Source organism: Pseudomonas sp. TH31 (assembly GCF_016650815.1).
GTDB lineage: Bacteria > Pseudomonadota > Gammaproteobacteria > Pseudomonadales > Pseudomonadaceae > Aquipseudomonas.
The window spans coordinates 57480-81855 of record NZ_JAEKEZ010000029.1 but is presented as its reverse complement, the minus strand read 5'-3'; the positions used below and the strand labels follow the sequence as shown (position 1 = coordinate 81855).

Sequence of the window (24376 nt, the reverse complement as noted above, 5' to 3'; positions counted from 1 at the left end):
TCCCCCTTTGCTGTCTGGGGATAACAATATAAAAAAGCCCGCATTTGCGGGCTTTTTTGCACTATCAGTGCTTACCAAAGCGGTACGACATAACTCACGTAGAACCGGTTTTCATCCTGCTTGGTCTGGCCCGTCAGGCTCGGGTTGGCCTGCGCGTTTTTCCAGGTCACCCCCAGTCCCTTCAACTTGCCATCAGGCACCTGGTAGCTCAGCGCCAAGTCGCGCTCCCATTCGCTGTCGCCGCCTTTAGCCACCTTGATCTTATCGCCGTGCGCGTAGGCGGCCATAAAGCCAAGGCCTTTGATGCCCAACTGACCGAAGTCGTATTTGTATTGAGCCATCCAGGTTTCTTCGCCAGCATGCTGGAATTTATTCAGTTGCAGGTTGGTCAGTGCCGGTGTATCAGCGCCGGAGCCAGGGCCTTGTCGGGCATCGCCACTGTTCAGCCCGGAGTCCAGGTAGGGAAAGTCACTGTCGCCGGTGTTTTTCTGGGCCCCCAGGCCAATGGTGTGGCCCGCCAGGCTGTAGCTTTCCATCAGGCTGATAGTGGATTGGTTAATACGTCCCTTGGTCAGGCCGCCAGCGTAAGAACCTGCTGTGGCAAAATCGCTGTCGCCATCCGCGTTGCCGCCTACGCCCAGGCTGCGGTAGGCGCGAAAATCACTGAGGAGGCTGCCGACCGGCAGCGCGGTGGTGTGCTTGGCGCCGATGAAGGCTTGTTGGTAGTAGTCCTGAAGATTGGAGTACCACAGGCTTAAGGTGGTGTCGGCCAGGCCTGTATAGTCAGCACCGCCATAGAAGAAGCGGTCGCTGAGTTTCGCACCGCCACCAGTGGTCATGTCACTGTCGTTGCTTTCATTGCGAATTTTCGTCCGGACAATGTCGCCACCCGTGAAGGTGAAATCGGACAGGTCTTTCGACACCAGTTGCACACCGGTGTTGGTCTGGTGGTACAGACGCCCATCGGTGTTGGCCAGCATCGGGTTATTTTGGTTGAGCATACCAACGCGCAACTCATCCTTGAGGAAGCGCATCTTGAAGGTCGGGCTCAAGACACTAAAGTCGTTGGCGGATTTTCCGTCATCCAGCGGGAACATGCTGCCGGGATAACGACTCTGGTGATCCTGGTTATTCAGGTCACCACCAGAGTCGAGCTTGAGGCCGTAAAACGCCTCAAGGTCGAGGCCGAAACCCACAGGACCGTCGGTATAACCGGAGCGGAAATTGAACTGGAAACCCTGTCCCCAGTCACGGTAACTCTTGGCCTTGGCGGTGCTGCCCACCACGTCACGGCCTTGTTGATTGAGGTAGCGGTTGAGCAGGGTCAAGTCGGCATGGCTGTCGTCGATGAAGTCCGCATGGGCAGGCAGCATCGCGCCCCCCAGCAAAGCGCCAACGAGGGATGCGGCTAGTTTCTTGATCATCATGGATCTCGTTCACAGGGTAATTCACCCTGCCGACGGACTGGTTCATCCACGGCAATCCGTTACCCACGCATCGGCAGTTTTGCAGCGCTGATGCCAAGCATTAGAGTCGCTGCAATATCTTGAAACGTATTAGGGGCCTCACAGATGACAGTTCGGTTACGCGATCTTGAGATCTAGGTCGCATTGACCTGCTGATAAAAAAGGCGCTATGGAAAAAACGAAGTGACAGGACCGTCATTTGACAGTGCTTTGGGCGGCATGTACCTGGGCAAAGCGCTGGACACGCAAACCTGCGAGCCTTGCTTCCAGCTCGCGTCCTGCGCCCTCGAAAAACACTAAGCCATGAAACGCCCGCTGAACGATTTAGCCAATCTGTTGCATCGACCGATTGAGTCCAGAGGCGAAAGCGGCTAGCCGGCTAATGGAAAAATCAAAACACGTTGCAGAGATACCTTTCACCACATTTGCTGCCATTGCACTGCGCGATGGCTGTGACGTGCTGGATGTGATTGGGCGACGGTTGCGGGCGTAGCCAGCAGCTATTCAGATTTTAGGTGTCTGATCTGGCGCCTTCGCGGGCAAGCCTTGCTCCTACAGGGTTTTGTGTCGTTCGCAAAAAACACGGGCGACATAAAACCCTGTAGGAGCAAGGCTTGCCCGCGAAGGCGCCCGTCCAATCACCGCTGCCCCATCAGCAACTCATCCTCTCGCCCCGGCACTGCCAGGCTATCAATCACATGCACGCTATACCCCGGCACATTCTTCGCGTGGTGCTTGGCTTGTGATGCCATCTCCGCCAGCAGGCTTGCATCAAGCCCGGCGCAGGCTTCGGGGTGCAAATGCACGACGCCGATGGACAGCGACAGCAGCGCAAACTCCTGTCGCACGCCTTGCCGGTTGGGGGCGATGAAGCAGCCAGCCTCCAGATGTTCGCTGCGGTAGAAGCGTCGGCATTGGCTTTGGAAGTCGTCAAGCAGTTGGTTCAGGCGTTTGCGCCAGTCTTCCGGGCCCAGCACCATCAAGAAATCGTCGCCGCCGATATGTCCCACGAAGTCGCGGGACGGGTCGACGCGGTCGTTCAGGCATTGCGCCAAACACAGCAGGACTTCATCCCCGCGGCCGTAGCCGTAGATGTCGTTGAAGGGTTTGAAGCTGTCGATGTCCACGTAGCAGATCACAGATTCCCGCGCCTGTTGCAGCAGCCGTGTCAGGCATTGCTGGATCGGCACGTTGCCGGGCAGCAGGGTCAGTGGGTTGGCGTAGCGGGCTTGCTGGATTTTCAGTTCGGTAATCAGCTTGAGCACGTCGATAACCCTGCCCAATCCCAGATAACCGCCGTTGAGGGTGATGATGAAGTCTTCTTCGATGCGCTGCCGGGCGCGGCTGGTGATCAGGCGGCTGACCTGTTGCAGCGACTGGCTCATCTCGACCGCGAGGAAGTCGTCGTTCATCAAGCGGCTGATCGGTTTGCGGGCGAACAGGTCGGTGGCAAAGGGCTTGAGCAGCGCGTCCGAGAGCGAATGCCGGTGGACGATACCGCACGGCTGGCCTTGTTCGTCGAGCACCGCCAGGGAGTTCAGGTTGGCTTGGCGGCGGAAGGCTTCCAGCACCGTCGCCGTCGGTGTGTCGCGGGCCACGGCCGGTTGGTCGTTGAGCAGGGCGCTGAGGTCGCTGCCTTCGTCGTTCAGCGCCACGGTCGTGCCGTCATGCTTGGGCATTAGTGTGCGGGCGTCCCGTGGCGGATGTTCCTGCGGGCGGCAAAGCAGATAGCCCTGCACCAGGTCCACACCCATTTCGGTCAGCACCGCGAGTTCTTCCGGCAGCTCGATACCTTCGGCGATCACTTGTGCGCGGGAGGCCTTGGCGATTTGCAGAATCGAGCCGACAAACTCACGCTTGAGCGCGTCCTGGTGGATGCCGTCGATGAAGTGCCGATCGATCTTTACGTAGTCTGGCCGCAGTTCCGACCACAAACGCAGACTTGAATACCCGGCGCCGAGATCATCCAGCGCGATGGAAAACCCCATCGCCCGGTAGTGGTGCAAGGCGGTTTGCAGCAGTTGGAAATCATCGGTCGGGGTCTGTTCGGTAAGTTCAATTACCACCTGACTCGGCGGTATACCGAAATCCTGCAGCAGTTGCAGGGTACGACCGGGTTGGTGAGCGGCTTCGAGCAGGGACTCGGGGGAGACGTTGAGAAACAGTTTGCCCGGCAGTTGCTGCTCGTTGAATCGCCGACAAGCGCTTTCCCGGCAAGCAATTTCCAGTTCATTGAGTCGCCCGCCCTGACGGGCCACGGCAAACAGTGCGATGGGGGAGTGCAGCGGACTGTTGGAGGGGCCGCGGCTAAGGGCTTCATAGCCGACGATGCGTCGTTCGGAGAGGGAGATGATCGGCTGGAACAGACTGTGCAAACCGCTTTGAGCCAGAATTGAACTCAAGGCACTCAGCTGTTCGGTCGTGGTCATGGCGTTCTCTGGCGATAAAAAAGGACTGGGCGCGCTCTTGGTTAAAGAGGGCGCCCAGTCCTGTATTTCACGACAGAGTGATGACTGTTTGATGACGCTCCGGGGAGCGTCAGCATTAAATTGCCATCATCTTAGTGCTTGGCCACCTGGTTGCTCAGTTTCAAGTAATCCAGAAGCACTCGCCCGGTTTCGCTCAGGTAGGCATCGTCTTCCGGTTTGATCTTGTCCGGCTCGGCCGCGATGGCATCTTCGTCTTCTTTCTTCAGCTCTTTGAGCGGTTCTTCGCCCTTGGCCTTGCGACGGATATTCTCCATGACCAGCTGTTTGGCTTCGATGTCGACGTGTTGCGCACGACGATCGGCTTCGTTGAGGCTGACGGTTTTTTCTTCCATCAGTTTCTGGGCCAGGGCCAGCTTGTCGCGGATAAACACGAACTCCGCGTCTTTTGCCGAACGTACGTCGTGCTCGGATTTAAGCTCGGCAATGTAAGGCTTGAACGGGTCGACCGCAGGCTTGATGGCAGCCTTGATGGTGTCCCACGGCATGGCTTCCGGCAGCGCGCTTTCGCCGATTTCCTTGGTGTCGATGATCGACGGGAAATCGACATCCGGCAGTACGCCCTGATGCTGGGTGCTCTGGCCGGAAACCCGGTAGAACTTGGCCAGGGTCAGTTTCAGTTCGCCATGGTTCAGCGGCTGAATGGTCTGCACGGTGCCTTTGCCGAAGGTCTGGCCACCGATGATCAACGCGCGGTGGTAGTCCTGCATGGCGCCGGCGAAAATCTCCGAAGCCGAGGCCGACAGGCGGTTGACCAGCAATGCCATCGGGCCTTTGTAGAACGCACCCGGGTTCTCATCTTCCAGCACATCGACCCGGCCCTCGGCGTTACGCACGAGTACGGTCGGGCCCTTGTCGATGAACAGGCTGGTCAGCTCGGTGGCTTCCTGCAAGGAGCCGCCGCCGTTGTTGCGAAGGTCAATGACCACGCCGTCAACTTTTTCTTTCTGCAACTCGGTCAGCAGTTTCTTGACGTCGCGAGTGGTGCTCTTGTAGTCCGGATCGCCAGCGCGGAACGCCTTGAAGTCCAGGTAGAAGGCGGGAATCTCGATGACGCCGAGCTTGTAGTCCTTGCCGTCCTGTTTCAGGTTGAGGATCGATTTTTTAACGGCCTGATCTTCAAGCTTCACGGCTTCGCGAGTGATCGAAACGATCTTGCTGGTCTGGTCGTTCGGTGCATTGCTGGCCGGAATCACTTCCAGGCGCACCACGGTGCCTTTTGGCCCGCGGATCAGCTTGACCACTTCGTCCAGGCGCCAGCCGACCACGTCGACCATCTCTTTGTTGGCCTGGGCCACACCGATGATCTTGTCGGCCGGTGCGACCTGCTTGGTCTTGTCCGCCGGGCCTGCTGGCACCAGGCGCACGACTTTCACCTGGTCGTTATCACTCTGCAACACGGCACCGATGCCCTCGAGGGACAGGCTCATGTTGATGTCGAAGTTCTCCGCGTTATCCGGCGACAGATAGTTGGTGTGCGGGTCGTAGGACATGGCGAAAGTGTTGATGTACGCCTGGAAGATGTCTTCCGGGCGGGTCTGGTCCAGGCGCGATAGTTGGTTCTTGTAGCGCTTGGTCAGGGTTTCCTGGATTTGCTTGGAATCCTTGCCGGCGATCTTCATCCGCAGGACTTCATCCTTGACGCGTTTGCGCCACAGGTCATCCAGCTCTGCGGTGGACTTGAGCCAAGGGGCATCCTTGCGATCAATCAGCAAGGTTTCCTTGGTAGTGAAGTCGATCTTGTCGACGCCTTTGTTCAGCTCTGCAAGGGCGAAGTCCAGACGCGATTTGACCCGGTCCAGGTAGCGCTTGTAGATGGTGAATCCGGCGTTCAGGTCGCCGCTTTTGAGGAAGTCGTCAAACTGGGTTTTCCACTTGTCGAATTCGGCAATGTCGCTGGCCATGAAGTAGCTGCGCGACGGATCCAGCAGCTTGAGGTAGCTGTCGTAGATGATCACCGAGCGCGCATCGTCGAGCGGCGGCTTGCTGTAGTGATTGCGCTTGAGCAACTCGACGACGTTCAGACTGGCGATTACTTCGTCACGATCAGGCTGAAGGTTGTCCCAGCTATTGGCTGCAAACGTATTGCTCGACATCGGCAAAAGGCCGATACCAATAAATAGAGCGAGGGCGGTGCTGGGGAACAGATGCTTCATGCTGATTCGACGCGGGGACAATTGATCACGCATATTAGGCCGTCTTTGAAGTCGCCGGTCCGTGAAGAGCCGGTCGCATAATGCAAGAAAGCCCGGCGCTACAGCAACGGGCTCAGTCCAGACTCACTATGGAGGCACTGTGAAAGCATTGCAAGGCGTTGAAGGTCGAGTGGAGTGGCTTGAAGAGCCGAGTCCTGGCTGTGATGTAGGACAAGTTCGTATTCGGGTGGCGGCAGCGGGTCTCAATCGCGCCGATTTATTACAAAAAGCTGGCCTTTATCCGCCACCGCCTGGCGCCAGCCAGGTGCTCGGTCTTGAGTGTTCCGGGGTGATCAGCGAGGTCGGTGCGGGCTCGTCCTGGCAGGTGGGAGACCGGGTCTGCGCCTTGCTGGCCGGGGGTGGGATGGCCGAAGAGGTGGTAGTCGACGGACGGCATGTGCTGCCGGTGCCCGAAGGTTTGTCGTTGGCTGAGGCCGCGGCGCTGCCAGAGGTGTACGCCACCGTTTGGTTAAATTTGTTTCATCTTGCCGGGCTCAAGCCGGGTGAGAAAGTGCTGCTGCACGCCGGAGCAAGTGGAATTGGTTCAGCTGCCATTCAGTTGTGCAAGGCCTTTGGCAACCCGTGCTGGGTTAGCGTCGGTTCTAACGAGCGTTTGGCTTATTGCGAAGCGCTGGGGGCGCAGGGTGGCGTTGTGCGCACCGGGGATCTGGACAGCCTGAATGATCTGGGGCCGTTCGATGTGATCCTGGATCCGGTGGGCGGCAATTATGCGGCGCTGAATCTCAAGCTGACGGCGCTCGATGGTCGATGGGTGCTGATCGGTTTGATGGGGGGCGCGAGGCGAAACTGGATCTGGCGCAGGTGTTAGGCAAACGCGTGCAGTTGTTGGGGTCGACGTTGCGCAGCCGTGATGACCAGTTCAAGGCGGATTTGTTCAGTGATCTGAGCCAGCACGTGTGGCCGCTGTTTGCTGAAGGGCGGTTGAGCCCGCAGCTGGCCAAGGCCTTCCCGATCAAGGATGCCGAAGCGGCATTTGCGCAGTTGGCGAGTAATAAGGTGTCGGGCAAGTTGGTGCTGTTGATCGACGAAAGCCTGACCTGAAATCGGGTTTGCTTTGAAAAGATCGCAGCCTTCGGCAACTCCTGCATTGGGATGGTGTACACCCTGTAGGAGCTGCCGAAGGCTGCGATCTTTTGCTTTTACTTCCAGGTGTGAATTGGCCAGCCAGCCTTTTCGGCGTGCTCCAGCAACACCGGATCCGGGTTGACCACGTGCGGGAAATCCACCTTCAGCAGCAATGGCAAGTCATTGCGTGAGTCTGAGTAAAAACTCGCGCCTTCCAGGTTCTCCTCTTCAGCATCAAGCCATTCCAGCAACCGGGCGATCTTGCCTTCGCGGTAGGTCAGGGTGCCGACCGTGTTGCCGCTATAAACGCCATGCGTCACTTCCAGTTCGATGCCGAGAATCTCGTCGATCCCCAGGCGATCGGCAATCGGCCGGACCAGGTGTGTGCCCGAGGCCGAGATCACCAGAATCCGGTCGCCAGCCTTGCGATGGGCGGCGATGGTTTTGGTCGCATCGCTGAAGATAATTGGCTCGATGAAGTCTTCCACCCACGGGCCGACCAAGTGGTCGACCTCTTCCGGCGTGCGGCCGATCATCGGCTCCAGGCTGAAGGTCATGTAGTCCTCCATCCGCAGCTTGCCGTGGCTGTAGGCATCCATCAGTTCGTTGTTCTGCCGCATGAACGATTCAGGGTCGACCCAGCCCAGCCGGCCCATCTGTTCGCTCCAGAGGGTGGCGCAGTCGCCGTGGATCAGGGTTTCGTCCAGATCAAAAATTGCCAGGGCCATCAGTGCAGTTCTCTCTTCAACATCAGCAAAGTCATCAGGCTACCTCACACAGGGCCGTCGGATCGATGGAAAGCGCCAGGCGCTGACCATCGGGATGCAGATCGGCCGCCGAACGGTTCAGCACATCCACCACCAATTCCACACCCGGGCTTCGACCCGGTAGCGAATCACGTTGCCCAACAGGCTGTGGCTGCGGACCTGCGCATCGAGCTCGCCGTTGAGGCTCAGTTCGATGGCTTCCGGGCGAATCGCAATGCGCCCGCTGATCGGCCGTTGCAGCAGTTTCGTCGCGCTGTCGGCATCCAGCAGGTTGTAGTTGCCGATGAAACCGGCGGCGAATACATCCACGGGTGCGGTGTAAAGGGTTTCGGCATCGCCGCTTTGTACGATCTTTCCCTGATTCATCAGGAAAATCCGGTCAGACATGGTCAGGGCTTCTTCCTGATCGTGTGTGACGAAGATCGTGGTCAGGCCGAGTTCGCGCTGGATCTGACGGATCTGTTCGCGCAGGTGCTTGCGAATCCGCGCATCCAGGGCTGACAACGGTTCATCCAGCAGCAACAGCCGCGGCCGAGTAACCAGCGAACGAGCCAGCGCCACACGCTGACATTGGCCGCCAGACAGTTGATGCGGATAGCGGGCGGCGAAGTCGTTCAGTTCCACCAGTTTCAGCACTTCAGTGACGCGCTTGTGGCTGTCGTCGGCGTTGACCTTCTGCATGCGCAAACCGAAGGCGACATTCTGTTCCACGGTCATGTTCGGGAACAGTGCGTAGCTCTGGAACACCATGCCGATCCCGCGTTTCTGCGGGCTCAATGGCACGATGTCGACGCCATCGAGCAGGATCTTGCCGCCATCCACCGAGGTCAGCCCGGCGATGCACCGCAGCAGCGTGGACTTGCCGCAACCGGAAGGGCCGAGGAGGGTGACGAATTCGCCCTTCTGGATTTCAGTGTTGATGTCGCTGAAAACGGTCGTCCCAGCGTAGTTTTTTTGCAGGTGTTGGACGCTGACATAGCTCATTCGCTTTTGTCCTTGTTCAAGATATTGGCCGCCCAGGTCAGAACCAGCACGAAGAAGAAGTAGGAAATCACCAGCGCACTGGTGAAGTGGCCGCTGCTGTTGCGCATGTTGTTGAGGTAGACCTGCAGGGTTTCGTAGCGGGTGCCGACGAGGATGTTGGCAAACACGAACTCACCGAACAGGAATGAGAACGACAGCAGTAATGCCACCATCAACCCCTTGCGCAGGTTCGGCAGCACCACCAGGAACGCCGCTTGCCAGGTGCTGGCACCGAGCAATTGGGCGGCGTCCATCAGGTCGCGCAGGTTGATCGCTTGCAGGTTGTTGGTGATCGCCCGGTACATGAACGGCAGCGCCACGGTGAAGTAGCAACCGATCAGAATCCACGGCGTACCGACCATCGCAAACGGCCCGGAACCATAGAGCTGCAGCAATCCCACCGACGACACCACCGGCGGCACCGCGAAGGGCAGCAGGATCAGGATGTTCATCAGCGCATCAAGTTTGGGGAAGTGGTAATGCACCACAAACAGCAGCGGCAGAATCAGCACCACCGACAGGATCAGCGAGCCGACACAGACCAGCAGTGACTGGCCAAACGCGTCGAGAAACCGCGGATCGCCCCACAACTGGATGTACCACTTGAAGGTGAAGCCGCTGGGCAAAATAGTCGCCGACCAACTGCTGGCAATCGAGTAGATCAACGTGCCGGCCAGCGGCAGCAACAGAATGGCAAACAGCAAATACACCACGACCCGGTGATAGACACCGACGGGGCCCAATTCAGCGCGAGACATGGTAGCTCCTCTTCAACAGCAACTGATGCACGATGGTCACCAGGGTCATCAACGCCACCAGCACCACGGCCAGGGCACTGGCCATGTTCGGGTCCAGGGAAATATCACCGGAGACCATTGCCGCGATACGAATCGGCAACACGTTGAAGTTGCCGGTGGTCAGGGCATACACCGTGGCGTAGGCGCCGAGGGCGTTGGCCAGCAGGATCACGAAGGTGCCCAGCAGCGCCGGGGTCAGCACCGGCAAACCGATATGGCGCCAGAACTGCCAGCCACTGGCGCCGAGCAGTTCGGCGGACTCGCGCCAGTCTTCGCGCAGGGCGTCGAAGGCCGGGTAGAGCAGCAGCACGCCCAGGGGAATCTGGAAGTAGGTGTAGAGAATGATCAGCCCGGTTTTCGAGTACAGGTTGAAATCCTGAATGATCCCGGCCTGCTTGAGCATGATCGTGAAGCTGCCGTTGAAGCCCAGCAGAATGATGAAGGCGAAGGCCAACGGCACGCCGGCAAAGTTGCTGGTCATGTTGGCGAAGGCGTTGACGAAGTTGCGCAGTTTCGAGTCGACCCGGCGTAGCGAGTAGGCGCCGAGCACCGCGATGATAATCCCGAACACGCTGGACCAGAAGCTGATCTCGAGGCTGTACTGGATCGCCTGCAAGTAGAACTTCGAATTGAAGATCTTGGTGAAGTTTTCGATACCCCAACCGAATTCTTCCGATTGCACGCTGTTGATCATCACCCAGCACAGCGGGGCGATCTCGAATACGATAAAGAACAGTGCAAAGGGCACCAGGCATAAGGCTGCCAGCCATTTACTACGGGTCATGGCGTTCACTTGAGCAGCTCCCGACACACTGGTTTGTCGTGGGCCACGCCCAGCAATTCGCAGACGGTGCCGCAGATTTCGGTTTGTTTCGGTGCGGCGCCGGCGTTGAAACTGAAGGCGTCGCCGAGGACGAACAGCGGTACTTCGCGCTCCTCTGGCAGCAGGCCATTGTGGGAGCGGTCGTTGTTCATGCCGTGGTCGGCAGTCACCAGCACCTGGTAACCGGCGTCGAGCCAGCCTTGCAGGTAGTCGGCGAGGATGATGTCGGCCGAGCGGGCGCTGTTGCGGTATTGCGGGGTGTCGAGGCCGTGCTTGTGCCCGGCGTCGTCGATGTTCATGGGGTGGATCAGCAGAAAGTTCGGTGCATGACGCAGGCGCAGGTTTTCCGCGTCGGCGAACAGGTGCGAGTCGGGGTAGTGATCGCTCCAGTAGAAATGCCCGTGCTGGATCGGCAGTTCCGGGTTGTGGGTGTGACGATCCCGGGCGACCACGAACGGCGAACGGTTATACAGCTCGCTGACCCAGTGATAGGCCGCAGCCGCGGTGGTCAGGCCGGCGTCGCTGGCGTAGTGGTAGATGCTGCGCTGGTTGGACAGGCGCGAGACGTTGTTGTGGACGATGCCGCTGTCGATCGGCGTAACGCCGGTCAGGATGCATTCATACAGCGGTCGGGACAGGGCCGGCAGTTCGCACTCCAGTTTGTAGAGCGCTGCGCGTCCTGCGCCGACGTAAGCCTGCAAGTGCCCCATGGCGTGGCGCGCGACCTCGTAATTGAGGCCGTCGAGCACGACAAGGATGACGTTGTGCTTCATAGGGGCGATGACTCCGAAATCAAAACTGAACGGTGTAGGAGCTGCCGCAGGCTGCGATCTTTTGATCTTGATTTAAAAAAACAGATCAAAAGATCGCAGCCTGCGGCAGCTCCTACGGATGAAGCATTACTTCATTTCGACGATGACTTCTTCGTTCCACTTCTGCGGCAGGGCCTTGGAGGTCTTTTCCCACGCATCCGCGTCCTTGATCGGCGTCACGCCTTTGTACTGCTCGTTCGGCAGCAGCTTGGCTTTCACGTCTTCCGGCAGGGTCAGGTGCTCGGCGCGGATCGGTCGGGCGTTGCCGCGCGCCAGGTTGGTCTGGCCGGCGTCGCTGAAGATGTACTCGCGGGTCAGCTTGGCGGCGTTCGGGTGCTTGGCGTATTTGTTGATGATGGTGGTGTAGCCGGAAATCACCGAGCCATCAGACGGGATCAGCACCACGTAGTCATCCGGATTGGCCATCTTGGCTTTGTAGCTCAGGCCGTTGAAGTCCCAGACCACGCCCACTTCCACTTCACCTTTTTCCATGGTGGCGATGGTCGGGTTAGCCAGCGACAGGCGACCTTGCTTGGCGATCTCGGCAAACATCAGCAATGCCGGCTGAATGTTCTTTTCATCGCCGCCGTTGGCCAGTGCTGCGGCCAGGACGCCGTTGGCAGCTTGAGCGGCAGTGCTCACGTCACCGATCGAGACTTTGTATTTGCCGGTCTTCAGGTCAGCCCAGCTTTTCGGGGCTTCGGAACCGTGCAGCAGTTTTTTGTTAACAATGAAGGCGATGGTGCCGGTGTAGGCCAAAGCCCAGTTGCCATCCTTGTCTTTCGCCCAGTCCGGGACTTGTGCCCAGGTGGTTGGCTTGTACGGCTGGGTCACGCCTTGCTTGACGGCGATCGGGCCGAAAGCGGCGCCTACGTCACCAATGTCGGCACTGGCGTTGTCTTTTTCAGCGGCGAACTTGGCCACTTCCTGGGCTGAGCTCATGTCGGTGTCGATGTGCTTCAGGCCGTAGGTCTTGGCCAGGTCTTCCCAAGTGCCTTTCCAGTTGGCCCAGTCATCGGGCATGCCGACGCTATTGACGGCGCCTTCCGCTTTCGCAGCGGCTTCCAAAGTTTTCAAATCCGTATCAGCAGCCATGGCGGCGGTGCACATGGCAATGGTCGAGCCTAACAGTGATGCCAGGAAAAGCTGTTTCATCCGAAGCTCCTTTGGGCGTTTTCAACGCTGCGATTGCGGTTGTGTTGGTCTAGGTCAGCAATACCTGAGCCAATTTAAGGGGACTGCATGACACTTTCATGTCGCTCGTCGCCCCACAGGGCTTTTATTTGCCCGCAATTGGCGGGTGCCCGGTAAGCGTAGACCATGGGCAAAGGCCCGCTACGCAAGGGACTTGGCCGAGGTATTGCAGGGTTTGAAGAGAATTGAGAGATGACCGTTGGGCAGCTGTCATCTCTCAGTCATCTGCACTGCCTAGGCTTGCAGAATGTTCGATGAGCCGGTTTTGCCGTGCGGTTCTGCCCCGAAACAGTGCTGGTCTAGTCCAGATAGGTAACGTTGATGCGCGATGAGGCAACAAAAGCGGTGACAGCCATTGGCCAGGTCCTCCAGGAGCAGCTCGACCACGGCCTGTTGGCGGCTGGCAGTAAATTGCCGGCCGAGCGCAAGCTCAGTGAGTTGTTCGGCACCACACGGATTACCGTGCGTGAGGCGTTGTTACAGTTGGAAGCGCAGGGGCAGATTTATCGCGAGGAGCGCCGTGGCTGGTTTGTCTCGCCGCCGCGCCTGGCCTACAACCTGATGCAACGCAGCCACTTCCACGCGATGGTCAGTGCCCAGGGGCGAGTGCCGTCCACCGAAGTGATATCGGCGCGTTTGCAACCGGCGTCAGCGGCGGTGTGCGCCTGGTTGCAGTTGCCGGCGTTGTCGAGCGTGATTCAGATATGCCGTTCACGGCGCATCGATGGGCGGCTGGTGTTGTATGTGGAGCACTATTTGAATCCACAGTTTTTCCCGGGGATTCTCGAGTTTGATTTGAATCAGTCGATTACCGAGCTGTACGCGCGGCACTACGATTTGCACTACGGGCGGGTGCGTTTCGAGATTGTGCCGACGTCGTTGTCGGTGGATGCCGCGGCGGCGCTACGGGTGTCGGTGGGCAGCCCGGGGTTGCGAATTGCCGGGTCAATTATGATCAGCATGAACGGCTGATCGACTGTGACCTGGAATTTTGGCGACATGATGCGATTCATGTCGGGGTGGATGTGGTCTAGATAGCAACCCGACTCACCTCGTAGGAGCTGCCGCAGGCTGCGATCTTTTGATCTTGTTTTTCTGCGATCCCGGAAAGATCAAGATCAGAAGATCGCAGCCTTCGGCAGCTCCTACAAAGGCGGTTCCTTTTGCGGGCCGCCACCGGCCGTAACCACCTGAACACTCATCCGCGGCGTCGCCAAATCCAGCCCCGCCTCATCCAGATGCCGCTTGAGCGACAAGTTAAACGCCCTTGAAACTTCCCACTGCTTGATCGGCGCAGTCTTGAACCGGGCGCGAAGAATCGCACTGCCGGACTCGAAGCTTTCCACACCCTGAATCTCCAGCGGCGACCAGATGTTGCGGCGTTGCAGTGGATCGGTGCGCATCTTCTGCCCGACTTCGCGCATCAGTTTGATCGCGTCGTCGATTTCCATGTTGTAGGGCACCGCCACCCGGAAGATCGCGTAGCCGAATTCCCGGGAGTAGTTCTTGATGCTTTTGATTTCGCTGAATGGGATCGTGTGCACGATCCCGTCGATGTCCCGCAGGCGCACGGTGCGAATGGTCAGGCCTTCGACGGTGCCGAGGTGCCCGCCGACATCCACATAGTCGTCGATGGCCAGCGAGTCCTCGATAATAATAAACAGCCCGGTGATCAAGTCCGCCACCAGTGATTGCGCACCGAAACCGATGGCCAGACCGATCACACCGGCACCGGCCAGCAGTGGTGTGACGTTCATGCCCATGTTCGCCAGCGCGACGATCAGCGCAATGATGAAGATCGCCACGAACAGCACGTTGCGGATCAGCGGCATCATGGTCTGCGCCCGGGCATTCGCCAGGCCTTTGCGTGAGCGGGTGAGGGCGTGATGCACCGCAGTGTCGCTGAGGATCCAGATCAGCCAGGCGAAAATCAGCGTAAAGGCAAGGCTGAACAGTTTGACGCTGACGTCATGACCTTCGCCTTCGGTGAAGGCGATCAGTGACATGCCCCAGACGCGCAGGCCGAGCTCGATGAATACCAGCCACACAAACAGATGGGCGAGGGTGTAGCAGAAGCTTTTCAACCGCTCGGAATACAGCGCGTGGCGTTTTACGGTTCGTTGCGGTTTGAGCGAGTGCCGGCGCACCAGCCCGTTGATGACCATGCACAACACCAGCAGCACGGTGCAGATCAGCGACTGGCGCAACGCGGTGCTGGTGTCGCCCGCTGAAATGAACGTGGCAAACAGCGAAATGCACACCAGCACCAGCGCCGGCACGTACCAGAAGGTGCCGAGGATATCGATGGTGTCGCTCAGGGCACGGCGGGTCAGGCGCCGGGACAATGGCTGGTTGCGGATCAGGTGGGCAATCGGCCGGCGGAAACGCAGGATGAACAGTCCGGTGGACAGCGCCGCCAGTACGTTGGCGATGGTGGCGGCAGTGTGTGCCAGGTGCACGCCAAGACTGGCGACCAGGCGTGGGTCGCTCAGGGCTTCGCCAAACGCGGCGAAGCTGCCGATCAGCCACAGCGGCCGGAAAGCCTGATGACGCAGGATGTACAAGGCGCGATGTCGGTGCGGGCCGTCGAGCACGGAGAAGGCAATCACGCAGATTGCCGAAAAACAGGTGCCGACTACCAACGCGTATGCCAGCACCATCGCCAGGCTTTTGCCCAATGACGAAGGCAGCGCGTAGGTCATATAAACCGTCATCACCAACGCAATCAGCCACGGCCCGAGTTTGCGCAGGGCAAAGCGCAACATGTCGAGAGCCTTGGGGTGTTGCGGCAGTTCTTCGGTCAGGCCGAAGCGCATGCGCACCCGGTGGCCAAGCCAGATCAGGGCGGCGGCCAGCAGGCTCCAGACCATCAGGATCATGGCGAAGGCAAAGATGATCGGCAGCCACTCATTGGCCGGCATCATCAGGGCCGAGAGCTCATCCTTGGCCAGGCCGAACTCTTCAGACCAGCGGGTGAGTGGGCTGTCGGCGCCGGAAAATTGCTTTTCGAAACTGCTCAGGGTCCCGCCGATCAGTCCGAGAACACCGATTTCAGTGGCCGGCTGGGCTTTTTTGGTGACGTCGCGCAGCTTCTTCAGGTCCGCCAGCAGTTTGGTCCGCTGCTGATCGTTTTCCAATGACTTGATGACTTCGTCCAGGGATTGCCCCAAGGGTTCCTGGGCTTCGGGCTGGGTTTTCGCCGAGTTATTGAGCAGTCCCGGCAAACTGACCGCCTGGGCAGGCGCCATCGGCAGCAGCGTCATCAGGCAGATCAGGAGGAAACACGGCAGGGCGAAAAGACGAGCGAGCACTAGGCGGTCAACCTTAGGAAGAGCGGATCGGCCGAGTGTACGAGCCCGACAAAATCAATGCGAGCCAGGCGCACGGATTTATTCGTTGAGCTTGGCCAGGATCTTGTAGACCACGGTGGCGAGGATCAGCAGCATGCCGAGCCACATGGCCAGGACACCGGCATTCTTGTCGCGGAAATTGAAGCCGACGGCCAGCATGATCATCCCGGCGAGGATGGGGATCAGCATGGCGTGGAACGAAGACATCGAGATCATGGCGACAGCCTTGTCGGAGGGGATATTTAAAGTTTAGGTCGATTTCGAATCGTAGGAGCTGCCGAAGGCTGCGATCTTTTGATGTTGCTTGTTTGTTAAAAACAAGATCAAAAGATCGCAGCCTTCGGCAGCTCCTACAGGGGGGCTACGGCAGCTCGCGGCAGGCGTAGAACGCGCTCAGTACTTTGACCAGGTGAGCCAGGTCGTGGCTGCCGCACAGTTCGCGGATCGAGTGCATGGCGAAGGTCGGCAGGCCGATGTCCACGGTGCGCACGCCCAAATGACTGGCGGTGATCGGGCCGATGGTCGAGCCACAGCCCATGTCGCTGCGGACCACGAAGCTCTGCACGGGCACTTCTTCGGCCATGCACAGATGGCGGAAGAACCCGGCGGTTTCGCTGTTGGTGGCGTAGCGCTGGTTGCTGTTGACCTTGATCACCGGGCCGGCGTTGAGTTTAGGGCCGTGATTGGCGTCGTGTTTCTCTGCATAGTTGGGGTGAACGCCGTGGGCGTTGTCAGCCGAGACCAGCAGGGATTTCTGAATTGTGCGTACGAACTCATCACCTTCGGGCAGCACGCGACGCAAAGTCTGCTCGAGCATCGGGCCGTCAGCGCCGCAGGCCGAGCAGGAACCGACTTCTTCGTGGTCGTTGGCCACAAACACGCAGGTTTCGTCGGTTTCGGTGGTCAGCAACGCTTGCAGGCCGGCGTAGCACGACAGCAGGTTGTCCAGGCGTGCGCCGGCGATGAAGTCGCCATGCAGGCCGATGATCGCGGCGCTTTGGGTGTCGTAGAAGCTCAGCTCGTAGTCGAGCACCACATCGGCGTTGAGGCCGTGTTCGCGGGCGAGTTGGTCGGTGAGCACGGCGCGGAAGTCCACGCGCTCGTCACCGGCAAATTGCGCGAGAATCGGCGGCAGTTCGGTCTGGGCGTTGATTGCCCAACCCATGTTGGCTTCACGGTTGAGGTGAATGGCCAGGTTCGGGATGGTCGCAATCGGCGCCTTGAAGTCGATCAACTGGCTCTCGACCTTGCCGTCACGGCGGAAGGTCACGCGGCCGGCCAGGGACAAGTCACGGTCAAACCACGGTGCCAGCAGCGCACCACCGTAGACTTCGACGCCCAGTTGCCAGAAGCCCTGGCGTTGCAGCTCGGGTTGCGGCTTGACTCGCAGGCACGGGCTGTCGGTATGAGCACCGACCAGGCGGATGCCGCCGTGCAATGGCGAATGGCGGCCCATCTTGAAGGCGACGATCGAGGAGTCATTACGGGTGACGTAGTAACGACCGTTGTTTTCGATGGTCCAGGGCTCACGCTCGTCAAGACGCGAAAAACCCGCCGCTTCCAGGCGCTGAACAAGGCTGGCAGTGGCATGGAACGGGGTAGGGGAGGCCTTGAGGAAGTCGATCAGGCCTTGGTTCAACTCTTCGCGCATAAGAAACTCCAGACAGCAATGGGCGGGAGTTTAACGTATTGGACGCAGAATTGGCGGTGGACTGCTGTTGTGGTCACTCCCGAATTTGCGCCTGGAGCAAATCCCCTGTGGGAGCGGGCTTGCTCGCGAAAGCGGTGTGTCAGGCAACAGGGATGTCGACTGGTACTCCCTCTTCGCGAGCAAGCCCGCTCCCACAGTTTTATCGCACTGCCCTTCAGAACGGCGCCGGGCACTCAAAGCGCAAACGCTCACCACTTTGCGGGTGGGTGAAGCTGAGCATGCTCGCGTGAAGGCAAAGACGCGGCCAGGCAGCCAAAGCCTGTTCGTGAGCGTAGAGCCCGTCACCCAGCAGCGGATGACCGATGGACAACATGTGCACGCGCAGTTGGTGAGAACGGCCAGTGATCGGTGTCAGCTCGACGCGGCACCAGTCGCCGCAACGCTCCAACACACGCCAGAAGGTCAGGGCATTCTTGCCGAACTCGTGATCCACCACGTGCCGAGGCTTGGTCGGCGGGTCGTAGCGCAGGGGCAAATCGATGCTGCCACTGTCCAGTTCCGGCTGACCCCAGCACAGGGCTGTGTAGGCCTTTTCGGTTTCGCGATCGTGAAACTGCCGAGACAATTCGCGATGGGTGTCCGGGTCACGGGCCAACAGGATGATGCCCGAGGTTTCCCAGTCCAGCCGATGGACGATTCGCGCTTCCGGGTAGCCGTTTTCTTGCAGACGGGTAATCAGACAGTCCTTGTTGTCATCGGCCCGGCCAGGCACGGAAAGCAACAGGGTCGGTTTGTTCACCACCAGGACAGCGTCGTCTTGATGGATGATGTGAACGTTGGACAACGGCATTAAAACAGCCTCGTAACAAACGCCAACGGCGGCTCAGAACCCCCAATGTCCAATGTAGGAGCTGCCGAAGGCTGCGATCCTTTGATTTTGCTTTGGAAAAACAAGATCAAAGGATCGCAGCCTTCGGCAGCTCCTACAAAGGCCCGAAGGGCCCTGAGCCGCCGTGGCTCCTGTCTGACCGACTAGCGATCCGGCAGGGTGATATTGAGTTCCAGAATCGAGCAGCTACCCTGGTTTTCCAAGGCGACGTGCACGTCATCGGACCCGATATTGACGTACTTGCGGATCACTTCCACCAGTTCCTTCTGCAAGGCTGGCAGGTAGTCCGGCGTACTGCGCTGGCCGCGTTCATGCGCCACGATGATCTGTAGACGCTCTTTCGCTACCGACGCGGTACTGACCTTTTTGCTGGCACGAAAGAAGTCAAAAAGATTCATTATCTACCTCCAAACAGGCGCTCGAAGAAGCCCTTCTTCGTAACATCGAGGAAACGATGCTCCACGGTTTTGCCCAGCAGACGATCGACCGCATCGCTGTACGCCTGACCGGCGTCGCTCTGGTCGTCGAGAATCACGGGCACGCCCGAGTTGGAAGCCTTCAGTACCGCTTGGGATTCCGGAATGACACCCAGCAGGGTCACGGCCAGAATCTCTTTAACGTCTTCGACGCCAAGCATTTCGCCGTCGCTGACGCGTTGCGGGTTGTAGCGGGTCAGCAGCAGGTGTTCCTTGATCGGCTCTTCGCCGTTCTCGGCGCGGCGCGATTTGCTGGCCAGCAGGCCCAGCATGCGGTCCGAGTCACGTACCGAGGACACTTCCGGGTTGGTCACGACAATCGCCTCATCAGCGAAGTACATGGCCAGGTGAGCACCTTTTTCGATGCCGGCCGGGGAGTCGCAGACCACGAACTCGAAGTCTTCTTTCAACGCCATCAGAACCTTTTCCACGCCTTCGACGGTCAGCGCGTCTTTATCGCGGGTCTGACTGGCGGCCAGTACGTAGAGGTTTTCCAGGCGTTTGTCTTTGATCAGGGCTTGCTGCAGGTTGGCTTCGCCATTGACCACATTGACGAAGTCATACACCACGCGACGCTCGCAACCCATGATCAGGTCGAGGTTACGCAAACCGACGTCGAAGTCGACGATAACTGTTTTGTGACCGCGCAGAGCGAGGCCGGTACCGATAGCGGCGCTGGTGGTGGTCTTACCCACACCACCCTTGCCGGATGTAACCACGAGAATCTTGGCCAAGGTGTTTCACCCCTAAGGAAAAAGGACATTTAGCCCCTGAAAAACATCTCTTGAAAAACTACTGCAGTCGGACAGCCTTGGCTGGAATCCGGTCCTGAGCGGCGCGTACCTGCGGTAAACACTGCTTTTGGCCTTTTTCCTACTTCGTTTGAGCCGTTTTCGCTACGTTTTAGAGATGCTTGGAAAATGCGGCAGTATCCGTTAAAGCCGAATGATGTTCAACACGTCGCCCGACAGGCTGACTTGTACGCCCGAGCCCCACAACGGATCGCGACGCAGGTCCTCGGAGACCTTGTAATGGCCCGCGATGGAGAGTAGTTCAGCGCTCATTTGCTGACAGAAAATTCGCGCTTTCGAGTCGCCCTTGACCCCGGCGAGTGCTCGACCGCGCATCGGGCCGTATACATGGATGTTCCCATCGGCGAGAAGTTCCGCCCCCGGGCTGACTGACGAAACCACAACCAGATCGCCACCCTGGGCATATATCTGTTGGCCACCACGTACTGGCGAAGTGATTACCTTCGTCGGTTTGATGGTCGGCTCCGGTGGTTTTTCGGGTTTTTTCGCCACGACGCCTTCGTGTGGGTCCAGCGCACGCTCACGGGCACCGGACGGCGGCAGCACCGGCAGGTCGACGGCGATGGCGGCGGCGATGTCCTCGATGCGGCTGGCACGGATTGCCAGGGTGCGCAGGCCATGCTGACGGCACACGCGCATCAGCCCCGGCAAATCGACGGCGCCTTCACTGGCCGGAAGTTTGTCCAGGGCCAGCACCAGCGGCGCGTTGCTGAAGAAATTCGGCGCCTGGGCCACCTTGGCGGCCAGTTGCCGATCGAGCAGCTCGAGGTCGTTGCGGGCCAGTTCCAGCACCGTAATGGCGAGCATGCTGCCCTTCAACTGGAACACGGGATCTTGGTCTAGCGGTTCGGTTTGGCTCATGGTCGGCATACAACGGCTTGTCACTAAAAGTGCCGAGACTTATAACGAGAACGCCCGCAGGCCGCAAGCCGGGTCGAACGATGTAGAATGCGCGGCCATTGTCTTTCCGGAACCTTTAATGGATCGCCCGCGTTTTCGTACAGCATTTCTTTCTCCTCGTTTCTGGCCGTTGTGGTGCGGGCTGGGGCTGTTGTGGCTGATTGTCCAGTTGCCGTATCCGGCGTTGCTGTCGGTCGGTCGCGCCTTGGGTGCATTGATGTACCGAGTGGCCGGCGACCGACGGCGCATCGCCAAACGCAATCTTGAGCTGTGTTTCCCTGAAAAAACCGCCGCCGAGCGCAAGCGCCTGCTCAAGGAAAACTTCGCCTCGACCGGCATCGCGTTCTTCGAAATGGCCATGAGTTGGTGGTGGTCGCGTCAGCGCCTGGCCAAACTGGCCCATGTCGAAGGCCTGGAACATTTGAAAAAAGCCCAGCGCGACGGCAAGGGCGTGATTCTGATGGCCCTGCATTTCACCACCCTGGAAATCGGCGCGGCGCTGCTCGGTCAGCAACATACGATCGACGGTATGTACCGCGAACACAAAAACCCGTTGTTCGATTTCATCCAGCGCCGGGGCCGCGAGCGGCACAACCTCGATTCGCTGGCGGTGGAGCGCGACGACGTGCGCGGCATGCTCAAGCTGCTTCGGGCTGGCCGGGCGATCTGGTATGCACCGGATCAGGACTACGGCGCCAAGCAAAGTATCTTCGTGCCGTTGTTCGGCATTCAGGCCGCGACGGTCACCGCCACCAGCAAGTTTGCGCGGTTGGGCAAGGCGCTGGTGGTGCCGTTTACCCAGGAACGCCTGGCGGACGGCAGCGGTTATCGGTTGGTGATTCATCCGCCGCTCGACAACTTCCCCGGCGAAACTGACGAGGCGGATTGCATTCGTATCAATCAGTGGGTCGAAGGCGCCTTGCGCGATTGCCCGCAGCAATACCTCTGGGCTCATCGCCGCTTCAAGAGCCGCCCGCCGGGCGAGCCGAAACTGTACGCAAAACGCGGTTGAATCACCGATCCCTTTAGGCACCATGGAGTGTTGCGATGCGCCCAGCTGAACCGGTTACAGGATTGATTCTTTCCGGCGGCGGGGCTCGAGCGGCCTATCAGGTAGGGGTGCTGGCAGCGATTGCCGAGTTGCTGCCGCCCGGCGCGGACAATCCGTTTCCGGTGATCGTCGGCACATCTGCCGGGGCGATTAACGCGGTCAGCCTGGCCAGCGGCGCGATGGACTTTCGCCGCGCTATCGAGCGCCTGACGGCCTTCTGGCAGGGCTTTCGCAGTCATCTGGTGTTGCGCAGCGACTGGCCGGGCGTGATCCACCAGGCCAGCCGGTTTGTCAGCCACAGCTTGCTCGGCATCGGCAGCCAGGTGCCGGTGGCGTTGCTCAACAGTTCACCGCTGCGGGGTTTGCTCAACGACAAACTGCAGATGGACGGCATCGCGCAAGCCATCGAGCAAAAGCAATTGCAGGCCGTGGCGGTGACCGCGTTCGGTTACGAGTCCGGTCAGGCGGTGACCTTCTATCAGGGCGGCGGCACCATCAATGCCTGGCTGCGCCACCGGCGGATCGGCGTGCCGACTCAATTGACCGTCGATCACTTGCTGGCCAGCTCGGCGATTCCGCTACTGTTCGCCCCGGTGAAAATCGGCGAGGAGTTCTTCGGTGATGGTGCGGTGCGTCAGTCGGCGCCGATCAGCCCCGCCCTGCACCTGGGCGCCAGCAGAGTGCTGGTAGTGGGTGTCAGCGGCAACCCGCGCGGGATCGACCCTGAGCAGCCGCTGGAGCGCGCCTACACCGGTCAGCAGCCAACGTTGGCGCAGATCGGCGGCCACCTGCTCAACAGCACGTTCATTGACAGCCTGGAAAGCGACATCGAGTTGTTGGAGCGTCTGAACCAGTTCAGTCACCTGATGCCCGATGGCACGCCGATTCGAACCCTGGGCGTGGCACCGGTGGAGGTGCTGGTGATTTCGCCGAGTCAGCCGCTCGATGAAATTGCCGCGCGTCATCGCCAGGAATTGCCGGCAGCGTTGCGCCTGTTTTTGCGCGGTCCGGGGGCGACCAAGACCAGTGGGGCAGGGGTGTTGAGTTATCTGCTGTTCGAGGCGGGATATTGCAGCGAATTGATTGATCTGGGGCGGCGGGATGCGTTGGCCAAGCGGGATGAGTTGTGTCGGTTTCTTGGGGTGTCATAAAGCAAAAGATCGCAGCCTTCGACAGCGCCTACAGGGACCGTATTGCCCTGTAGGCGCTGCCGAAGGCTGCGATCTTTTGACTTTGATCCTGAAAAACAAAAGACCACAACCACCCTCCACCCCGGATGCGCACGTGGCAGATGACGCCGGCGATCTTTTGTCTTCAACGCATCAGAAGTGGAACTTCACCAGCAAACTCGTCACGTTCTGATTGGTGGTGAACGAATGGGTGTCATCAATCCCGTACTTGTTCTTCCAGTAGTCGTACTCGACACCGACGTACAACTGCTTCGCGCCGAAATTCAGCGCTTTGCCCAAGTCGTATTTGACCTGCGGGTTGAAGTGCAGGTTCGCGTGGTAATCGCCACGGGCGTTTTTATCGTTGTCGACCACCCAGTCCATATAGCCATCGATCAGGACGCTCGAATCGCCGACCGGGATGGTGTAGGACCAGACCGGTGTGATCTGCCAGACATTGTTGCCCGGACGATCACCATCAGGATGACGCTGGTAGAAGTTCAGCTGGAAGTAGTCGAAGCCGGGGATCGCCAGGTCGAAACCCGGGCCGATCAGGTAGGACTCGACGTCGCCTTCACCAAACTCGTAAGTCATGGCCAGCAGCACGTCTTTGATCGGGCCGAACTCAATCTTTTTGTCCAGGACCTTGCCCAGCGAAATACGCGGGCTGAACTCGCCATAGGTGGAGTTCGGACCCGCGCTGGCGTCGTCCTTGCCGTTGTAGAAGATCTTGTCGACGAACAGGAAGTTATCCCCGTATTTCCAGGCGTCGGCGTGCTCGAAGGTGACGGTTTGCTGAATGGACGGGTTGACCTTGAAGCCCTTGCCGTAGAGGTAGGTCAGGCTGTTGTTCTGCCATAGCAACAGGTCGCCTTCGCCGGCCATTGCCTGGCCCCCGGCCAGCAAGGATCCCGCGAGCATCAGGCTGGTGCACGTACGTTTCATTCGGTTGCTCCCAAAAAGTAGGTGGTTCCACGTTTTTTTCTTAGGTCTGCGCTCTGGTGTGGCGCCTTTTGTTGTCGCTGTAAAAACTCATCCAATCGGTCAGCTTTAGTGCTGTTGGCAAGAGCTGAGCCAAGGCTTTCAAAAAGCCAAAAACTCCCGATCGGCTGTTCGAAAACAGTCGATTACGAGAGATTTTTGGATGCCTTGATACCGTCCAGAGCCGGGATAAGTTGGCTTTCTGGTCAGGAATTAAATCCGGGCTTTTTTTTAGACCAGATTCGGGCGGCCGCGGAGAATACTGACTCCTTGGCCAGGTCTCAAGTGCCCCGCAACAGCGCACCGACGACAGGTTTTGGGCACGGCTGTTGGTGGTGGGCCTGGCGTCGTTGAACGACAGGCTTGAGTCGGTAAAAACCATCTGATGCTTCCTCTTGTTTTTATTGTTGAGGCGCAGGCAGTTACTGGCTGCCACAGGGCAGCCCCT

Annotated in this window: 19 protein-coding genes and 3 pseudogenes; 4 read left to right on the top strand and 18 right to left on the bottom strand. The window is 59.0% G+C overall.

The annotated features are described in order from the left end of the window. Positions 1-71: 71 nt before the first annotated feature. The 3 genes from JFV26_RS19695 to JFV26_RS19685 all read right to left on the bottom strand — a co-directional run bounded on the left by JFV26_RS19695 (position 72) and on the right by JFV26_RS19685 (position 6108). Positions 72-1424: an OprD family outer membrane porin gene (locus tag JFV26_RS19695; RefSeq protein ID WP_201194830.1), complete on the bottom strand. Its 1353-nt coding sequence runs from the start codon at positions 1422-1424 to the stop codon at positions 72-74. Between the two features lie 680 nt (positions 1425-2104). Beyond that, positions 2105-3895 (bottom strand): bifunctional diguanylate cyclase/phosphodiesterase, encoded by a 1791-nt coding sequence (locus JFV26_RS19690; protein WP_201194828.1) that lies wholly within the window; start codon positions 3893-3895, stop codon positions 2105-2107. A 131-nt stretch (positions 3896-4026) separates the two neighbouring features. After that, positions 4027-6108: a carboxy terminal-processing peptidase gene (locus JFV26_RS19685; protein ID WP_201194826.1), complete on the bottom strand. Its 2082-nt coding sequence runs from the start codon at positions 6106-6108 to the stop codon at positions 4027-4029. 139 nt (positions 6109-6247) lie between these two features. Between JFV26_RS19685 and JFV26_RS19680 the strand changes: the two are divergent. Beyond that, positions 6248-7209 (top strand): annotated as a pseudogene (locus JFV26_RS19680) (zinc-binding dehydrogenase). Between the two features lie 98 nt (positions 7210-7307). Here JFV26_RS19680 and JFV26_RS19675 read toward each other — a convergent pair. From JFV26_RS19675 to JFV26_RS19650, 6 genes and pseudogenes are all read right to left on the bottom strand, one after another. Next, on the bottom strand, positions 7308-7961 hold the full coding sequence (locus tag JFV26_RS19675) for an HAD family hydrolase (RefSeq protein WP_201194824.1): 654 nt from the start codon (positions 7959-7961) through the stop codon (positions 7308-7310). Between the two features lie 34 nt (positions 7962-7995). Next, positions 7996-8984, bottom strand: a pseudogene (locus JFV26_RS19670) (ABC transporter ATP-binding protein). After that, on the bottom strand, positions 8981-9781 hold the full coding sequence (locus tag JFV26_RS19665) for an ABC transporter permease (protein WP_201194822.1): 801 nt from the start codon (positions 9779-9781) through the stop codon (positions 8981-8983). The pseudogene JFV26_RS19670 and the gene JFV26_RS19665 overlap by 4 nt, the downstream one beginning before the upstream one ends. Next, a complete protein-coding gene (locus tag JFV26_RS19660; RefSeq protein ID WP_207203992.1) occupies positions 9768-10604 on the bottom strand; it encodes an ABC transporter permease in 837 nt (278 codons plus the stop codon). Before JFV26_RS19660 ends, JFV26_RS19665 begins: the two co-directional genes overlap by 14 nt. Before the next feature lie 5 nt (positions 10605-10609). After that, complete coding sequence (locus tag JFV26_RS19655) at positions 10610-11416, bottom strand: alkaline phosphatase family protein (protein WP_201194817.1); 807 nt, start codon at positions 11414-11416, stop codon at positions 10610-10612. Positions 11417-11542: 126 nt separating this feature from the next. Beyond that, positions 11543-12610: an ABC transporter substrate-binding protein gene (locus JFV26_RS19650; RefSeq protein ID WP_201194816.1), complete on the bottom strand. Its 1068-nt coding sequence runs from the start codon at positions 12608-12610 to the stop codon at positions 11543-11545. A 360-nt stretch (positions 12611-12970) separates the two neighbouring features. Between JFV26_RS19650 and JFV26_RS19645 the strand changes: the two are divergent. Beyond that, a pseudogene (locus tag JFV26_RS19645) lies at positions 12971-13683 on the top strand (UTRA domain-containing protein). Positions 13684-13794: 111 nt separating this feature from the next. Here the strand turns inward: JFV26_RS19645 and JFV26_RS19640 are convergent. From JFV26_RS19640 to minC, 7 genes are all read right to left on the bottom strand, one after another. Further along, complete coding sequence (locus JFV26_RS19640) at positions 13795-15960, bottom strand: mechanosensitive ion channel domain-containing protein (protein WP_201194815.1); 2166 nt, start codon at positions 15958-15960, stop codon at positions 13795-13797. A gap of 78 nt (positions 15961-16038) precedes the next feature. Continuing rightward, positions 16039-16215, bottom strand: coding sequence for a hypothetical protein (locus JFV26_RS19635; protein WP_201194814.1), 177 nt, complete (start codon positions 16213-16215; stop codon positions 16039-16041). A 145-nt stretch (positions 16216-16360) separates the two neighbouring features. Then, positions 16361-17650, bottom strand: coding sequence for a M18 family aminopeptidase (locus JFV26_RS19630; RefSeq protein WP_201194813.1), 1290 nt, complete (start codon positions 17648-17650; stop codon positions 16361-16363). 214 nt (positions 17651-17864) lie between these two features. After that, positions 17865-18500, bottom strand: coding sequence for an RluA family pseudouridine synthase (locus JFV26_RS19625; protein WP_201194812.1), 636 nt, complete (start codon positions 18498-18500; stop codon positions 17865-17867). A 182-nt stretch (positions 18501-18682) separates the two neighbouring features. Then, positions 18683-18937, bottom strand: coding sequence for a cell division topological specificity factor MinE (gene minE / locus JFV26_RS19620; RefSeq protein WP_007898843.1), 255 nt, complete (start codon positions 18935-18937; stop codon positions 18683-18685). Continuing rightward, the gene (gene minD, locus JFV26_RS19615; protein WP_150631077.1) at positions 18937-19749 is read right to left on the bottom strand and encodes a septum site-determining protein MinD; all 813 of its coding nucleotides are present in this window, start codon (positions 19747-19749) and stop codon (positions 18937-18939) included. Before minD ends, minE begins: the two co-directional genes overlap by 1 nt. Before the next feature lie 201 nt (positions 19750-19950). Further along, positions 19951-20688 (bottom strand): septum site-determining protein MinC, encoded by a 738-nt coding sequence (gene minC / locus JFV26_RS19610; protein ID WP_201194811.1) that lies wholly within the window; start codon positions 20686-20688, stop codon positions 19951-19953. Between the two features lie 118 nt (positions 20689-20806). On the opposite strand from minC, the gene JFV26_RS19605 reads away from it, so the two are divergent. Both JFV26_RS19605 and JFV26_RS19600 read left to right on the top strand, forming a co-directional pair. Further along, positions 20807-21739: a lipid A biosynthesis lauroyl acyltransferase gene (locus JFV26_RS19605; RefSeq protein ID WP_201194810.1), complete on the top strand. Its 933-nt coding sequence runs from the start codon at positions 20807-20809 to the stop codon at positions 21737-21739. Positions 21740-21774: 35 nt separating this feature from the next. Next, positions 21775-22929: a patatin-like phospholipase family protein gene (locus JFV26_RS19600; protein ID WP_201194808.1), complete on the top strand. Its 1155-nt coding sequence runs from the start codon at positions 21775-21777 to the stop codon at positions 22927-22929. 171 nt (positions 22930-23100) lie between these two features. Here JFV26_RS19600 and JFV26_RS19595 read toward each other — a convergent pair whose 3' ends face one another. Beyond that, positions 23101-23892 (bottom strand): outer membrane protein OmpK, encoded by a 792-nt coding sequence (locus JFV26_RS19595; RefSeq protein ID WP_201194806.1) that lies wholly within the window; start codon positions 23890-23892, stop codon positions 23101-23103. 40 nt (positions 23893-23932) lie between these two features. Further along, entirely contained in the window at positions 23933-24364 is a 432-nt protein-coding gene (locus JFV26_RS19590) for a hypothetical protein (protein ID WP_201194805.1), read from the bottom strand. Positions 24365-24376 lie beyond the last annotated feature (12 nt).

Bases quoted from the DNA above. Each gene is read 5' to 3' on its own strand.
- JFV26_RS19695 (WP_201194830.1), bottom strand. From the start codon at position 1,424: ATGATCAAGAAACTAGCCGCATCCCTCGTTGGCGCTTTGCTGGGGGGC.
- JFV26_RS19690 (WP_201194828.1), bottom strand. From the start codon at position 3,895: ATGACCACGACCGAACAGCTGAGTGCCTTGAGTTCAATTCTGGCTCAA.
- JFV26_RS19685 (WP_201194826.1), bottom strand. From the start codon at position 6,108: ATGAAGCATCTGTTCCCCAGCACCGCCCTCGCTCTATTTATTGGTATC.
- JFV26_RS19675 (WP_201194824.1), bottom strand. From the start codon at position 7,961: ATGGCCCTGGCAATTTTTGATCTGGACGAAACCCTGATCCACGGCGAC.
- JFV26_RS19665 (WP_201194822.1), bottom strand. From the start codon at position 9,781: ATGTCTCGCGCTGAATTGGGCCCCGTCGGTGTCTATCACCGGGTCGTG.
- JFV26_RS19660 (WP_207203992.1), bottom strand. From the start codon at position 10,604: ATGACCCGTAGTAAATGGCTGGCAGCCTTATGCCTGGTGCCCTTTGCA.
- JFV26_RS19655 (WP_201194817.1), bottom strand. From the start codon at position 11,416: ATGAAGCACAACGTCATCCTTGTCGTGCTCGACGGCCTCAATTACGAG.
- JFV26_RS19650 (WP_201194816.1), bottom strand. From the start codon at position 12,610: ATGAAACAGCTTTTCCTGGCATCACTGTTAGGCTCGACCATTGCCATG.
- JFV26_RS19635 (WP_201194814.1), bottom strand. From the start codon at position 16,215: ATGATCTCGATGTCTTCGTTCCACGCCATGCTGATCCCCATCCTCGCC.
- JFV26_RS19630 (WP_201194813.1), bottom strand. From the start codon at position 17,650: ATGCGCGAAGAGTTGAACCAAGGCCTGATCGACTTCCTCAAGGCCTCC.
- JFV26_RS19625 (WP_201194812.1), bottom strand. From the start codon at position 18,500: ATGCCGTTGTCCAACGTTCACATCATCCATCAAGACGACGCTGTCCTG.
- minE (WP_007898843.1), bottom strand. From the start codon at position 18,937: ATGAATCTTTTTGACTTCTTTCGTGCCAGCAAAAAGGTCAGTACCGCG.
- minC (WP_201194811.1), bottom strand. From the start codon at position 20,688: ATGAGCCAAACCGAACCGCTAGACCAAGATCCCGTGTTCCAGTTGAAG.
- JFV26_RS19605 (WP_201194810.1), top strand. From the start codon at position 20,807: ATGGATCGCCCGCGTTTTCGTACAGCATTTCTTTCTCCTCGTTTCTGG.
- JFV26_RS19600 (WP_201194808.1), top strand. From the start codon at position 21,775: ATGCGCCCAGCTGAACCGGTTACAGGATTGATTCTTTCCGGCGGCGGG.
- JFV26_RS19595 (WP_201194806.1), bottom strand. From the start codon at position 23,892: ATGAAACGTACGTGCACCAGCCTGATGCTCGCGGGATCCTTGCTGGCC.